Annotated in this window: 12 protein-coding genes; 3 read left to right on the plus strand and 9 right to left on the minus strand. The window is 69.6% G+C overall.

All coding sequences use genetic code 11. From position 1 onward, the window contains the following. Positions 1–30 precede the first annotated feature (30 nt). From mmsB to ASE14_RS16290, 7 genes are all read right to left on the minus strand, one after another. Entirely contained in the window at positions 31–1,386 is a 1,356-nt protein-coding gene (mmsB, locus tag ASE14_RS16260; RefSeq protein WP_056657376.1) for a multiple monosaccharide ABC transporter permease, read from the minus strand. After that, the gene (gene mmsA / locus ASE14_RS16265; protein WP_056657379.1) at positions 1,383–2,924 is read right to left on the minus strand and encodes a multiple monosaccharide ABC transporter ATP-binding protein; all 1,542 of its coding nucleotides are present in this window, start codon (positions 2,922–2,924) and stop codon (positions 1,383–1,385) included. The genes mmsB and mmsA overlap by 4 nt, the downstream gene beginning before the upstream one ends. Positions 2,925–3,080: 156 nt before the next feature. Beyond that, a complete protein-coding gene (locus ASE14_RS16270) occupies positions 3,081–4,136 on the minus strand; it encodes a LacI family DNA-binding transcriptional regulator (RefSeq protein WP_157373049.1) in 1,056 nt (351 codons plus the stop codon). A gap of 129 nt (positions 4,137–4,265) precedes the next feature. After that, positions 4,266–5,729: an MFS transporter gene (locus tag ASE14_RS16275; protein WP_235511446.1), complete on the minus strand. Its 1,464-nt coding sequence runs from the start codon at positions 5,727–5,729 to the stop codon at positions 4,266–4,268. Between the two features lie 161 nt (positions 5,730–5,890). Continuing rightward, a complete protein-coding gene (locus ASE14_RS16280) occupies positions 5,891–6,721 on the minus strand; it encodes an aldo/keto reductase (protein ID WP_056657385.1) in 831 nt (276 codons plus the stop codon). Positions 6,722–6,781: 60 nt separating this feature from the next. Next, the gene (locus ASE14_RS16285) at positions 6,782–7,708 is read right to left on the minus strand and encodes a cyclase family protein (RefSeq protein ID WP_056657387.1); all 927 of its coding nucleotides are present in this window, start codon (positions 7,706–7,708) and stop codon (positions 6,782–6,784) included. Continuing rightward, positions 7,705–9,096, minus strand: coding sequence for an APC family permease (locus ASE14_RS16290; protein WP_056657769.1), 1,392 nt, complete (start codon positions 9,094–9,096; stop codon positions 7,705–7,707). Before ASE14_RS16290 ends, ASE14_RS16285 begins: the two co-directional genes overlap by 4 nt. Before the next feature lie 149 nt (positions 9,097–9,245). Between ASE14_RS16290 and ASE14_RS16295 the strand changes: the two genes are divergently transcribed. Genes ASE14_RS16295 through ASE14_RS16305 form a run of 3 tightly spaced genes read left to right on the plus strand, consistent with a single transcriptional unit; the run spans position 9,246 to position 12,025 of the window. Next, on the plus strand, positions 9,246–10,190 hold the full coding sequence (locus tag ASE14_RS16295) for a hypothetical protein (RefSeq protein ID WP_157373050.1): 945 nt from the start codon (positions 9,246–9,248) through the stop codon (positions 10,188–10,190). A 15-nt stretch (positions 10,191–10,205) separates the two neighbouring features. Beyond that, positions 10,206–11,378, plus strand: a complete 1,173-nt coding sequence (locus ASE14_RS16300; RefSeq protein ID WP_056657392.1) for a sensor histidine kinase — start codon at positions 10,206–10,208, stop codon at positions 11,376–11,378. Further along, positions 11,375–12,025, plus strand: coding sequence for a response regulator transcription factor (locus ASE14_RS16305; RefSeq protein WP_056657395.1), 651 nt, complete (start codon positions 11,375–11,377; stop codon positions 12,023–12,025). The genes ASE14_RS16300 and ASE14_RS16305 overlap by 4 nt, the downstream gene beginning before the upstream one ends. Before the next feature lie 7 nt (positions 12,026–12,032). Here the strand turns inward: ASE14_RS16305 and ASE14_RS16310 are convergent, their stop codons facing one another. Beyond that, positions 12,033–12,824: a slipin family protein gene (locus ASE14_RS16310; RefSeq protein ID WP_056657398.1), complete on the minus strand. Its 792-nt coding sequence runs from the start codon at positions 12,822–12,824 to the stop codon at positions 12,033–12,035. A 124-nt stretch (positions 12,825–12,948) separates the two neighbouring features. Beyond that, complete coding sequence (locus ASE14_RS16315) at positions 12,949–14,133, minus strand: cystathionine gamma-synthase (RefSeq protein WP_056657401.1); 1,185 nt, start codon at positions 14,131–14,133, stop codon at positions 12,949–12,951. Positions 14,134–14,176: the final 43 nt, after the last annotated feature.

Consider the following 14,176-nt stretch of genomic DNA (forward strand, 5'->3'; position numbering starts at 1 on the left):
ACGATTCGAGCGGATGCCGCTGCTGGCGACTCAGCGCCGGGTGAGGTCCTCTGGCAGCGAGGACACGTTGGCCTGGCCCGTGGGGGCGACCGTCGGAGCCTCTTCGGGGGCCTGGGTCTCGAGGCGCGCCTTGCGGCGACCCGACCAGAGCCCGATGATCGACGGGCGGCCCTGGCGCTTGCTCCAGACGTCGACGCCGACGGCGAGGAGGAGCACGAGGCCCTTGATGATCTGCACCACGTCGGCGCCGGCGCCGATGAGCTGCAGGCCGTTGTTGAGGAAGGCCATCACGAGACCACCGACGATCGAGCCGATGACGGTGCCGATGCCGCCCGAGACCGCCGCGCCGCCGATGAAGACGGCCGCGATGGCGTCGAGCTCCCAACCGTTGCCGTCCTGCGGGCCGGAGGCCGTTGCACGGGCGACGTAGATCATGCCGGCGACGGAGGCGAGCACCGACATGTTCATCATCACGAAGAAGTCGACCCGGCGGTCCTTGACGCCTGAGAGCGTTGCGGCGAGGCGGTTGCCGCCGACCGCGTAGATGTGACGGCCGAAGATCGTGTTGCGCGTGATGAACGAGTAGAGGATGACGAGCACCACGAGGATGATGCCCGAGATCGGGAAGCTCGTGCCCGGTCGACCGGTGGCGAAGAGCCAGGCCGCCCAGAGGATGACACCCGCGAGCACGACGACCTTGACGACGCTCACCCAGAGGGGCGCCGAGTCGGAACCCATCTTCTTCTGCTGGCGACGCAGGTGGATCTCGTTCCAGACGATCCAGCCCGCACCGACCACGCCGAGGAGCATCGTCAGCACGTTGAAGTTGAACGGCAGCGCGAGCTCGGGCAGGTACCCGGCGCCGATGATGCCGAACTCCTGCGGCACCGGCGTGGTCGTCGACTGGCCGATGAACTGGTTGCCGCCGCGGAAGATGAGCATGCCGGCCAGGGTCACGATGAATGCCGGCACCCCGATGACCGCGACCCAGAAGCCCTGCCAGGCGCCGATCGCCACGCCGACCGCGATGCCGAGCAGGATCGCGAGCGGCCACGGGAAGTTCCACTCCGCCATCGACTTCGCCACGATGATGCCGGTGAACGCCGCGACCGATCCGACCGACAGGTCGATGTGGCCCATGATGATGACCATCACCATGCCGATCGCGAGGATCAGGATGTAGGAGTACTGGTTGACGACGTTGATCAGGTTCGTCGGCGAGAGCGTCAGCCCGTTCGTCCAGATCTGGAAGATCACGATGATGACGATGAGGCTGCCGAGGATGCCGAACTGTCGGAGGCTGGACTGGCCGCCTCCGAAGATCTTGCGGATGTCGGAGAGCCCGCCCTTCTTCTGGGCGGCAGGGTCCTTCGCCGTCGTGCTCATGCGTTCGCCTTCTTCTTGGCGGAGGTCATGCTGCGCATGAGCGCCTCCGGGTTCGCTTCGGATGCGGGGATGTTGTCGGTGATCTGGCCTTCGAACACCGTGTAGATGCGGTCGGCGATGCCGAGCAGTTCCGGCAGCTCGCTCGAGATGAGGATCACGCCCTTGCCCTGCGCAGCGAGCGACTGGATGATCGTGTAGATCTCGTACTTGGCCCCGACGTCGATGCCGCGGGTGGGCTCGTCGAGGATGAGCAGGTCGGGGTCGGTGAACATCCACTTCGCCAGCACGACCTTCTGCTGGTTGCCGCCCGAGAGCTTGGAGACGCCCGCGTCGACGCTCGGCGTCTTGATGCGAAGCTGCTTGCGGTAGTCGTCGGCGATGCCGAACTCCCGCGAGTCGTCGACGACACCGCGCTTGGCGATCTTCGAGAGCTTCGCCGAGACGATCGATCGCTTGATCGTGTCGAGCAGGTTCAGCCCGAGCTGCTTGCGGTCTTCGCTGACGTAGGCGAGGCCGTGCTCGATCGCCGACTCGACGTCTTTCAGCACGATCTCCTGGCCGTCCTTCACGATCGTGCCCGAGAGGTAGTTGCCGTAGGAGCGCCCGAAGAGGCTCATCGCGAGCTCGGTGCGCCCGGCGCCCATGAGCCCCGCGAGGCCGACGATCTCGCCGCGCCGCACGTTGAGGCTCGAGCCCTTGACCACGAGGCGCTCGGGCACCTGCGGGTGCTGGATCGTCCAGTCCTTCACTTCGAAGAAGACGTCGCCGATGTGCGGGGTGCGGTCGGGGAAGCGGCTCTCGAGCGAGCGGCCGACCATGCCACGGATGATGCGGTCCTCGTCGACGCCGCCGGCATGCACGTCGAGGGTCTCGATCGTGTGGCCGTCGCGGATGATCGTGATCTCGTCGGCGACCGCCTCGATCTCGTTGAGCTTGTGCGAGATCATGATCGACGCGATGCCCTTGCCCTTCAGGCCGCGGATCAGGTCGAGCAGGTGCTGCGAGTCGTCTTCGTTGAGCGCCGCCGTCGGCTCGTCGAGGATGAGGAGCTTCACCTCTTTGACGAGCGCCTTCGCGATCTCGACGAGCTGCTGCTTGCCGACGCCGAGGTGCTTGATCTGCGTGTCGGGGTCTTCGTCGAGTCCGACTCGTGCGAGCAGGTCGATGGCCCGCACCTTCGCCGCGCGCCAGTCGATGCGACCGCCGTGGTTGATCTCGTTGCCGAGGAAGATGTTCTCGGTGATCGACAGCTCGGGGATGAGCGCGAGCTCCTGGTGGATGATCGCGATGCCGGCGTTCTCGCTCTGTCGGATGTCGCGGAACTGCACCTCCTCGCCGCGGAAGATGATCTGCCCCGTGTAGGTGCCGTGCGGGTAGACCCCGGAGAGCACCTTCATGAGGGTCGACTTGCCGGCGCCGTTCTCGCCGCAGATCGCGTGGATCTCGGCGGGCATCACCGTGAGCGAGACATCCGACAGCGCCTTGACGCCGGGGAACTCCTTGGTGATGGAGCGCATCTCGAGAATCGGCTGCGGCATCATCGGGTGCCTCCCGACCTGCGGTGACCCGCAGGGGGTGTCGTCGGCGACTGGTTCACGTGCGACCTCGATGTCATTCGTTCGGGGGCGGTTCCTGTGTGCGATCCGTGTGACCGTTCACATCGAGACCAATGGTGCATCCGAGATGCGGCGCTGTCAAGCCGAGTCAGTCACGCTTGCATAACGGGGGCGGCGGCCGGATGCCTCGGCCGACGAGCCGCGCACGACGAGTCGCGGCACGATCTCCTCGACCTCGAGCACCTCGCGCCCGTGCACCTGGTTCAGGAGCAGGGCCACCGCACGGCGCCCGACCTCGCGGAAGTCCTGGTGCACCGTCGTGAGCGGCGGCCACACGTGCTGGGCCACCGGGATGTCGTCGAATCCGACCACGCTGATGTCGCCCGGCACATCGAGGCCGGCGTCGCGGAACGCGTGCATGAGGCCGATCGCCATCTGGTCGTTCGCCGCGAACACGGCGGTGAAGTCGCGGGCGCGACTGAGCTCGCGGCCCGCGAAGTACCCGAAGTCGGCGCTCCAGTCGCCGAGGATCGGCGGGTGCAGCGAGAGGTCGGCGTCGTCGATCGCATCAAGGAATCCGCGCATACGCGCCTCGGCCTCGATCCAGTCCTGCGGGCCCGCCAGGTGCACGATCTCGCGGTGCCCGAGGCTCACGAGGTGCTGTGTGGCGCGGCGCGCACCGGTGACCTGGTCGACCGAGAGGGCGAGGTGGTCGCTCCGCCCGGTGGACTGCAGGCTCACGAACGGCACGCCGATGGGCGCGGCGGCGAGCACGTCGAAGACCCGCACCTGCGGAGCGATGACGACGAGACCCTCGATCGCCTGCAGCATGAGGTGCTCGAGCGCGTCGGTGATCCCCTCGGGCGTGACGTCGGCGAGGTTCGCGGTGTTGACGTAGTAGCCGTGCTCTCGCGCGGCGTCCTCGATCGCGGCGATGCTCGTCGCCGGGCCGTACTCGGAGCTGCGCGCCGCCAGCACGCCGATGGTGTGCGAGCGGCTCGTGACGAGGGCGCGCGCCGCCCGGTTCGGCCGGTACTGCAGCGTCTCCATGGCGAGGAGCACGCGCTCCTTCGTCTCGGGCCGGATGCTCGGATGGTCGTTCAGCACCCGCGAGACGGTCTGGTGCGACACCTCGGCCAGGCGCGCGACATCACGGATGCTGGGCGCCCGCCCTCTGGGAGTCTCAGGATTCACTGCCAACCCATTCACCCCGATGTGCACGTTCACATCAGCGGCGCTTCCATTATGCACGCGGACGTCGTTTCGCGCGCCATCGAGACGTGTGACAGTCACATGGCGGGCGTCGGCGCAGCGCCCCGGGGCTCAGCTCGTGGCCGACGATGCGCCGAGCGGTCGCACCCGACCGGCGAGGAGCACGGCGACCAACGCGATCGCCAGCGTCACTGCGAAGTCCGCGGCGAACATTCCCGAGCCGAGCGCGCTCGAGATGAGCGCCGTGATCGCGAGCGCGATGGCCGCGCCGAGCGACTCGGAGATCGTGAGGGCGGCGCTGTTGAACCCCTGCGCCGAGACGGGTGAGAGCGCGAGCACCGCGACCGAGAACCGCGGGTACATGAAGCCCATCGCACCGCCCGCGAGGGTCCACGCGGCGAACGCGATTGCCGGCGCCAGCGTGAAGAGGGCGACCACGAGCACCACGGCGAGGGAGATCGCGAGGCCGATCGTGCCGAGCACCACGGCCTGGGTGTTCGACACGCGATCGGTGAGCCGCCCCTGCAGCCACGACGCAACCGCCCACGAGATGCCGGCGCCGGTGAGCACCGCGCCCGCGAGGCTCGGCGAGAACTCGTAACGTTCGATGAAGAGGTACGGCAGGTAGATCTCGCTGCCGAAGAAGGCACCGGCGACGATGAGCTTCAGCAGCACGGTCGCGGGCATGCCGCGCGCCGCGCGCAGGGTTCCCGGCGGCAGCAGCGGCCGCGCCGCCCACGCCGCGAGCGCGATCGCCGCGGCCGCGACGACCCAGCGCCACGGGTCGCCGAACTCCTTCGAGAGCGACACCCCGAGCGCGGCGGCGGCGGTGAGCACGGCCCAGCCCATGCGGCTGACGCTCCACTGCACCGACGAATCCCCCTGCACCTGGTCGCGCACGCGCAGCACCGGCGGCAGCATCATCGCCGCGGCCGGCACGACGAGCACGATGACGCCGAGGAACACCCAGTGCCAGCTGAACGTCTCCGCCACGACGCCGGCGAGCGCCGGACCGATGATCGACGGGATCACCCAGGCCGCGGCGAAACCCGCGAAGACCCGGGCCCGGATCGCCTCGGGGTAGACGCGGCCGACGATCACGTAGAGCGGCACGATGACCGCCGCGCCCGAGAGCCCGTGCACGAAGCGGCCGACGATGAACACCTCCATGTTCACCGCGGTGCCCGCGATCACGAGGCCGACGACGAACAGCGCCGCCGAGACGAGCAGCGACGGGAGCGGCCCCGAACGGTCGGTCCAGTTGCCCGCGATGACCATGCCGACGATGCCCGCGGCGAGCGGCACGGCGAACGCGAGCGCGAAGAGGGACTCGCCGTCGAGCTGCTCGGCCACAAGCGGCATGATCGTCGTGACGGCCATCGCCTCGAACGCCGCGAGGAAGATGAGCGAGAACATGCCGATCGAGAGCCAGCGGTAGGGCTTCGACAGCGGCCCCGACGCAGGCACCGGCGCGACCGGCGCAGCGGATGTCTCGGCGCTCGCCGCGATCGAGGCGCCCGTCGACTCGTGGTCGGTCGAGGGCGGCGCGGGTGTCTCAGCGGTGGGATCGGTCACCCTGTCGAGCCTACGACTTCAAGGGGACTTGAATTCAAGCGGATGCCCCGGGCGGCGCACCCCGCGGGTTGAGGAGCGAGCGCAGCGAGTGTCTCGAAACCTGGCTGCCCGAACACGGGGTTTCGAGACGGCGCTGGCGCGCCTCCTCAACCCACGGGTGCTCAGAACTCCTCGTGCGTGTCGGGGTCGGCACCCCAGATGCGCCCGCGCGACAACGCGGAGATGGCATCGACCTCCTCGGTCGTGAGCGCGAACCCGAAGACGTCGAGGTTCTCGCGCCGGCGCGCGGCATCCGACGACTTCGGAATGGGCACCGCCTCGAGCTCGACGTGCCAACGCAGCACCGCCTGCGCCGGCGTGACGCCGTGCGCCGCGGCGATCTCGGCGATGACCGGCTCCTGCAGCAGCTCGGTGCGCTTCGCGAGCGGGCTCCAGCTCACGGTGCGGATGTCGTGCTCGTCGTGGAAGGCGCGCAGCTCCGCCTGCGGGAAGTACGGGTGCAGCTCGACCTGGTTCACGACCGGCACGATGCCCGTGCTGTCGATGAGGCGTGTGAGCATCTCTGGCGTGAAGTTCGAGACGCCGATCGCCCGTACGAGCCCCTTCTCGCGCAGCGAGATCATCGCGCGCCAGCTGTCGAGGTACTTGCCGAGCCGCGGCAACGGCCAGTGGATGAGGTACAGGTCGACCCAGTCGAGGTCGAGACGCGAGCGCGACTGCTCGAAGCTCGCGATCGTCTCGTCGAAGCCGTGGTGCTTGCCCGGCAGCTTCGTCGTGATCACCAGGTCGCTGCGATCGACGTCGGTACGGCGGATCGCCTCGCCGACGGCCTCTTCGTTGCCGTAGTTGAACGCGGTGTCGATGAGTCGGTAGCCCTCGTCGATGCCCGCGGTGATCGCGTCGATTCCCGCCTGGTCGTCGAGCCCGACGGTGCCGAGTCCCATCGCCGGAATCGAGTTGCCGTCGCGGAGGGAATACGCGGGTGCGATCATCTGTCCATCCTCACGCACGCGGACGCCGGATGCCAGACGCGGCGCGGCGACTCGCCGAAGTCAGTCGGCGGCGGGAATCTCGGCGAAGGCGCGCACCGGGAAGGTGCCGAACCCGGCGACCCGCGGCGGCACCGCCGTGAAGCGTGCTCCGCGCACGGGCACCTCGGCGAGCGCGGTCAGGTGCTCCACCACGTGGATGCCCGCCGCCAGCAGGATCGAGTGCGCCGGCCGCTCGCCGGCCGACTCGGCGTCGTCGATGTTGAGCGAGTCGATGCCGACGATCGCGACGCCCGCGTCCGCGAGGTGCTGCGCGCCCGCCTCGGTGAGGAACGGTGCGCCGTTCCCATAGTCGGGCGTGCCGAAATGACGGCTCCAGCCGGTGTGCAGCAGCACCGCCGTGCCCGCGAGATCGCGGTCGAGGAAGACCTCGGCGGGGATGCCGCGCTCCGCGGCATCCGTCAGTCTGAACACCTCGGCCGGGATGCCGACGAGCGTCTCGAGCGACAGGCTCGCGAGGTCGCCGCCATCGGCGTAGCGGTGGAACGGACTGTCGAGGTAGGTGCCCGTGTTGCCGGCCATCGCGATGACGTCGATCTCGAACTCGGTGCCCGGCGCGTAGTGCTCGCGCGAGGCCTCTCGTGTGAGGTGCGGCGTGATCACCGGCACCGGCAGCCCCGGGTAGGTCACGAGTCCCGCGCTGATCGTGTGGCTGAGGTCGACGAGGCGACCGCGCTGCGTTTCGCCGGGCGAAGCGGATGCCTCGGCGCCGACGCCCCGCGATCCCTTGTGCGCCTCCTCGACGACTTCGAGGTTCGAGAGCTCGACGCTGCCGACGAGCGCGAGCCCGAGGTGGCGCACGAGCAGCTCGCCGATCTGCGCCTGGGTGAGGTGCTGCGACGGCAGGTCGAGCCGGAAGGCCTCGGCGTGCAGTCCTCCCCCGTTGACGAAGGCGATGTCGGCGTCGAAGTGGGCGCGGTACTCGGTCATTCGGTCTCCTGTGCGACGGGCTGGGCCGGGTGAGCGATCATGGGTGCGCCCCGCCGGCGGGCGCGCACGCGGCGCACGACCGTCACGAGCACCGCGGCGGCGGCGAGCACGAGCGGCACGAGGAGGTTCGCCCAGGCGAGCACGAGGAGCCCGGCGGTCATCACCGTCGCGACGACCGCGAGCCACCAGCCGAACGACCAGCGCTTCAGCAGCAGGGTGGCCGCGAGCATGCCCGCGGCGTAGATGGCCACCATATTGCTCGTGTGGATGAGGATGAACCCCGTGAGGTCGAGGTCGTTCAGCAGCATGAGGCCGAAGTAGCCGATGATGAGCACGCCCGTGAGGGCGAGCGCGCGGCGCGGCACCTCGCCGTCGGCGGCGCCCTTCGCGAAGAACTTGGGCAGGTCGCCGTCGCGCCCGAGTGCTGCGCCGAGCTTGCCGAAGGCCGGCAGGTAGGCGTTCATCACGCCGAGCGTGACGATCGCCGCGACGATGGCGACGAGCACCGGGCCGATGCCGGGTGCGGTCGTCTCGACGAGGTCGAGCAGCGGCACCTGACCGTCGCCCGCCCGGTCGCCGAGCACCGCGACCGTGACGAACTGCAGGGCGAGGTAGCCGGCGCCGACCACGACGACCGCGATGCCGGTGGCGAGCGGGATGATCTTGCGCGGGTTCTTGAACTCGCCCGCGATGTGGGTGCCGACCTCCCAGCCGGCGAAGGCCCAGACGAAGAGGCTGATCGCGACGCCGACCCCGCCCCAGCCGTTCGGCAGGAACGGCTCGAAGTTGGATGCCTCGACGGCGGGGAACGTGACCGCGACCACGCCGACGACCACGGAGATGAGGAGCCCGGTGAGCACGAACTGCACCCACCCGGCGACGCGCACGCCGAACCAGTTGACGATGAACGGGGGCACGAAGACCGCGAAGCCGATGATCGGCACGGCCGAGCGGTCGATGCCGAGCACCGCGACGACGTACTCGCCGCCGAGCACGGCGAGCACCGGTGCGCCGATGCAGACGCCGAAGTAGAACCAGTACCCGGCCATGCGGGCGGCGGTGTCGCCGAGCGCGCGGCGCACGTAGCTCGCGACGCCGCCCGCATCAGGGTAGCGCGAGGCCAGCGCGGCGAAGGTGCCGGCGAGCGGGATCGACAGCACGAGCACGACGGCCACCGCGACGATCGAGGCCGGGCCGGCAGCCGCGGCGGCGAGCCCGGGCAGCACGAGGATGCCCGTGCCGAGCACGCTCGCGATGTACAGGGCGGTGCCCTGCACGAGGCCGAGGCTGCCGCGGTGCGGCTGGGAATCGGCGGGCGCCGAGGCGTCGGATGCCGCGTTGACGGCCGGTGCTGCGCCGGGGGCCACGGCGGTCTCGTTCGAAGTCACCCGCTCATTCTGGAGCATCCCGCCGACACGCGTCGCTGGCAGGAATGACACAGTTCATCGAAATACTGCCAGCACCCAGCTACCGAAGTCGCACGTCGCCGCGACCCACGGTGGATGTGCGCCGGGTCGGCATCGACTGGGCTGGGCGCATGATCACGAAACGCACTCGAACAGCGGGCCCGATCCTCATCACCGCCACGATCGGCACGGCAGCCGTCGCCGCCCTCACCGCCGCCGCATCCCTCGCGATCGGCCCCACCGACGATTACGCGCGGATCTTCCCGCCTCGTTGGCTCTCCTTCCTCGCCGTGACCCTGGTGCTGGTGTCGCTGCTCGTTGCGCGGATGACGAGCTCGAAGCGCGGGACGCGCGCGGCGGGCGTGCTCGGCTGGGCCGCGGCGGTGTTCTTCTTCGGCGCATCGGGAGGGGCCGTCCTCGACGGGTTCCGCGCGTTCTTCTGGGCCACGGGCATCCCCTCCGGCGATTTCGCGACCGTCGACTGGCCTGGCGCGACCGCCCGGGCCGCGAGCCTCCTCGCCGCACTCGTCACCGTCGCCTGGGCATGGCAACTCCGCACCGATCCTGCGGGGGCCGCCGCCGGTGCCGCGGCATCCGCTCGCACACGGATCGCGGTGGCGTGGTGCGCCGTTGCCTTCGCCGTTCCCTATCCGCTGCTGAAACTGGTGTGGTGGGTACAGGATGACTCGAACCCTCCGGTCGACGTCACCGCCGGCTTCCCGGTGATGGAACTCCTGTCATTCGGCTCGGCCCTCGTGCTCGTGCTGCTCCTGACCTCATCGCGGCGCGTGCCCCTACCGGCATGGCTGCTCGTCGCCGGCGGCTGGTGCGCGTCGATGGCACTGCTCAGCATGGGGTTCCTCATGGTGTTCGGTCTGCTGGCGCAGGCGACCGGAGTCGCGGCGGGTTCCGTCGTGTTCGCAAGCGATGGGGCGACCCTGATGGTGCTGTGCGTCTACGGCACGTGGCTCGCGCTCGGAGTGGTGATGCTCACCGCGACACTCGGATTCATCGATGCTCGCGGTTCGACTCGCGATGCCGAGAATGCTCGCGCCCATGCGAGCATCGCCGCATAGGTTGGAGGCGTGACCATGACACCGGCGCGCCACGACGCGCTCATCGCCGCCGTTGCCGCGATGGTGCTGCTGCCGCCGACGGTGCTGGTCGCGCTCACGTCGATTCCGACCCCGGGCGCCTGGGTCGTGGTCGCGCTCGCGGTGGTCGGGCATGCCGCACTGCTGTGGCGGCGCTCGCACCCGTCGGCTGCCCTGCTCGTGATCGCGGCGTGCGTCGGCGGCGAGGCCGTCGTCACGGGCCTGTTCTTCGTCCTGCCATCGTCGCTCGTGTTCGTCATCGCGGTCTACGCCGCGACAGCGTACGGAACACGCTGGATGCCGCTCGTGACCGGGCTCGTCGGGTCCGTCGCCGCGGCGTGCCGCTATGCCGCGGACCCGATCGTCGTCGACTCCGGATTCGGGCCGTCGCCGTGGCTGCTCTTCGTGCTCTTCACCGCGGTCGTGCTCTGCGCGTGGACGATGGGTCTCCTTCGACGGTCCCAGCTGCTGGCGACAGAGCTCGCCGAACAGCGGGCCGAGAGCGAACGCCGCGAGCGCACACAGCGCGAGGCGCTCGCGGCCCATGAGGAGCGCGCCCGCATCTCGCGCGACATGCACGATGTGCTCGCCCACTCCCTCGCGGTGATCGTCAGCCAATCACGGGTCGCCAGGTTCGACGAGGCGCGAGCGACCTCGGCGCTCACCGTGATCGAAGACACCGCACGCGATTCGCTGCACGAGGTCAGGGTGCTGCTCCGAGGCATCCGCGATGACGAAGCTCCGCCCGATGCGCGGCCGCTCCCGCAGCCGACCCTCGCCGAGCTCCCCGAGCTGATCGAGCGGGCGCGTTCGCTCGGTTGCGTCATCGCGCATTCGACGGAGGGCACGGCGACTCCGATCGGGGCGGCCGCGCAAGTTGCGATCTACCGCGTCGTGCAGGAGGCGCTCACCAACGTCGCCAAGCACGCGCACCCCGGCGCGATCGTCGACCTCGCAATGAGGTGGGACGCCGACCGGCTGTCCGTGATCATCTCGAACGACCGGGTGCGCATGCCCGGCCGCGCCCGGACGCTCGAGCCCGGACTGGGGCTGCTGGGCATGGACGAACGACTGCGTGCGGTCGGCGGAAGCCTCACGACCGTCGACGCGGGCGACGGCTGCTTCACGCTGACCGCCACGGTGCCGACGCAGGCGGAGCCCGCCGCATGATCCGCGTACTCGTCGTCGACGACCAGGATCTCGTGCGAGCCGGCATCGTCGCGAGCGTCGATGCCCAGACCGACCTCGAGGTCGTCGGCGAGGCCGCGACGGGCGCCGAGTCCGTGCGTGCGACGGCGCGCCTCTCCCCGGATGTCGTGCTGATGGACATCAGGATGCCGCAGCTCGACGGCGTCGACGCGACCCGCGAGATCCTCGAACACCACGCTGACACACGGGTGCTCGTGCTCACGACGTTCGATGCCGACGAGTACGTCTTCGGGGCACTGCGCGCCGGGGCATCCGGGTTCCTGTTGAAGGACGCCTCGGTCGACGAGCTGGCCGCTGCGATCCGAGCGGTGCACCGCGGCGATGCAGTGCTCGCCCCATCGACGACGAGCCGGTTCGTCGAGCTCCTGCTTCCCGGGATGCCCGATCCCGGTCGGCGCGCGGCCGCCGAGGCGAGCTTGACCGAGCGCGAACTCGAGATCGTACGGCTCGTGGCGCAGGGCCTCGGCAATGCCGAGATCGCCCGAACCGTCTACCTCGCCGAGGCGACGGTGAAGACGCACATCGGTCGGGTGCTCACCAAGCTCTCGCTCCGCGACCGCGTGCAGATCGTCATCTGGGCCTACCGGAACGGAATCGCGCCCGTCTAGCTGTGCCCTAGTGTCCGCGAACCTGGGAGACCGCCGCCTCTCGATCGATGAAGTTCGTGAGCTCGCCGATCGAGGCCATGAGCGGTGCCGGGAACAGGACGAGCGTGTTCTTGTCGACCCCGACCTCGACCAGCGTCTGCAGGGTGCGCAGCTGCAGGGCGAGCGGATGCGACATCATCGTGTCGCTCGCGACGCCGAGCTGCACGGCCGCGAGCGACTCGCCCTCGGCGGCGATGATCTTCGCCCGCTTCTCGCGCTCGGCCTCCGCCTGCTTCGCCATGGCGCGCTTCATCGAGTCGGGCAGGAGGATGTCCTTCAGCTCGACGAGCGTGACCTCGACGCCCCAGTCGAGCGTCGTGACATCCAGGATCTCGCGGATGTTGGCGTTGAGCGCCGCCGTGTCGGCGAGCGCCTCGTCGAGATGGTGCTGGCCGACGACGCGTCGCAGCGTGGTCTGCGCGATCTGCTCGATCGCCGACTTCACGTTCTCGATCGCGATCACGGACTTCACCGCGTCCGCCACCCGGTAGTAGGCCACGGCCGACACCCCGACGGTGACGTTGTCCTTCGTGATGATGCCCTGCGACTGGATCGGCAGCGTCACGATGCGCAGCGACACCTTGATCATCACGTCGACGATCGGGATGATGAACCGGATGCCCGGCTCGCGCACGCTCTGCAACCGGCCGAATCGCAGCACCACGCCGCGCTCGTACTGCTTCACGATCTTCACCGACATGAAGAGGAGGACGATCGCGAGGATTCCGACGATGATCACGGTGACCCAGAACCAGACCATGGGAGTTCATCTCCTGCGGCGCCGGTGACGTGCCGAGCGCCTGCTCCCATTCTCCCACTCCTCCGACCGCGCTCGCCCGCCGAGCGGATGGCGCGCGAGCGGATGGCGCGGGAAGCGGTCGCCGCTACAGGCGGGCGAGCGCTCCGTCGATGTCGGCGAGCAGGTCGGCGACGTCCTCGATGCCGACCGACAGACGCACGATCGACTCGGGCACCTCGGCATCCGTGCCCTTCACCGAGGCGTGCGTCATCTCCGACGGGTAGTTGACGAGCGACTCCACGCCGCCGAGCGATTCGGCGAGCTGGAACAGCTCGGTCGATTCAGCGAACCGGCGCGCCGCCTCGCCGCCGCCCGCGAGGGAGATCGAGAGCATGCCGCCGAAGCCCGACATCTGCCGGGCGGCGAGCTCGTGCCCCGGGTGCGACTCGAGCCCCGGGTAGTACACGCGCTCGATGCCGGCGTGCTCGTCGAGTCGCCGGGCGATCGCCATGGCGTTGCTGCTGTGCCGATCCATGCGCACGCCGAGTGTCTTGATGCCGCGCGAGGTGAGGAACGCGTCGAACGGCCCCGACACGGCTCCCGCCGCGAACTGGGTGAACGTCACGCGCTCGGCGAGGTCGGCGAGCTCGGGGCGGCCGGTGCCGTCGCCGAGGCCGGCGCCGAACACGAGCGCGCCGCCGACGACGTCGGAGTGCCCGCCGAGGTACTTCGTCGTCGAGTGCACGACGACGTCGGCGCCGAGCGCGAGGGGCTGCTGCAGCGCGGGCGAGGCGAAGGTGTTGTCGACGACCACGAGCACGCCCGCGGCGCGGCCGAGTTCGGCGAGCGCCGCGACATCCGAGATCTTCATGAGGGGGTTCGACGGCGTCTCGATCCAGAGCACCTTCGTCGACGGTTCGATCGCGGCCCGAACCGCGTCGAGGTCGCTCGTGTCGACGGTCGTGTGCCGCACGCCCCAGGCGCCGTGCACCCGGCGGATCAGCCGGTGCGTGCCGCCGTAGACGTCGTTGCCGATGACGACGTGGTCGCCCGGTGCGAGCACCGTGCGCAGCAGCGCGTCTTCGGCGGCGAGGCCCGAGGCGAACGACAGGCCGAGCTCGCCGCCCTCGAGCGCCGCGAGCTGGGTCTCGAGCGCGGTGCGCGTGGGGTTGCCGCCGCGCGAGTACTCGTAGCCGCCGCGGAGCCCGCCGATGCCGTCCTGCACGTAGGTCGAGGTCTGGTAGATCGGCGGGATGACCGCGCCGGTGGTGGGGTCGAACTCCTGCCCTGCGTGGATGGCGAGGGTGTCGAAGCGTGCCTGGTCGTGCATGTCGGAATCTCCTGAAGTGCGTGGTGACGGTGTGTTCGAGGCC

It is taken from the genome of Agromyces sp. Root81 (genome assembly GCF_001429165.1).
Classification (GTDB): Bacteria; Actinomycetota; Actinomycetes; order Actinomycetales; family Microbacteriaceae; genus Agromyces.

Bases quoted from the DNA above. Each gene is read 5' to 3' on its own strand.
- mmsB (WP_056657376.1), bottom strand. From the start codon at position 1,386: ATGAGCACGACGGCGAAGGACCCTGCCGCCCAGAAGAAGGGCGGGCTC.
- mmsA (WP_056657379.1), bottom strand. From the start codon at position 2,924: ATGCCGCAGCCGATTCTCGAGATGCGCTCCATCACCAAGGAGTTCCCC.
- ASE14_RS16280 (WP_056657385.1), bottom strand. From the start codon at position 6,721: ATGATCGCACCCGCGTATTCCCTCCGCGACGGCAACTCGATTCCGGCG.
- ASE14_RS16285 (WP_056657387.1), bottom strand. From the start codon at position 7,708: ATGACCGAGTACCGCGCCCACTTCGACGCCGACATCGCCTTCGTCAAC.
- ASE14_RS16295 (WP_157373050.1), top strand. From the start codon at position 9,246: ATGATCACGAAACGCACTCGAACAGCGGGCCCGATCCTCATCACCGCC.
- ASE14_RS16300 (WP_056657392.1), top strand. From the start codon at position 10,206: ATGACACCGGCGCGCCACGACGCGCTCATCGCCGCCGTTGCCGCGATG.
- ASE14_RS16305 (WP_056657395.1), top strand. From the start codon at position 11,375: ATGATCCGCGTACTCGTCGTCGACGACCAGGATCTCGTGCGAGCCGGC.
- ASE14_RS16310 (WP_056657398.1), bottom strand. From the start codon at position 12,824: ATGGTCTGGTTCTGGGTCACCGTGATCATCGTCGGAATCCTCGCGATC.
- ASE14_RS16315 (WP_056657401.1), bottom strand. From the start codon at position 14,133: ATGCACGACCAGGCACGCTTCGACACCCTCGCCATCCACGCAGGGCAG.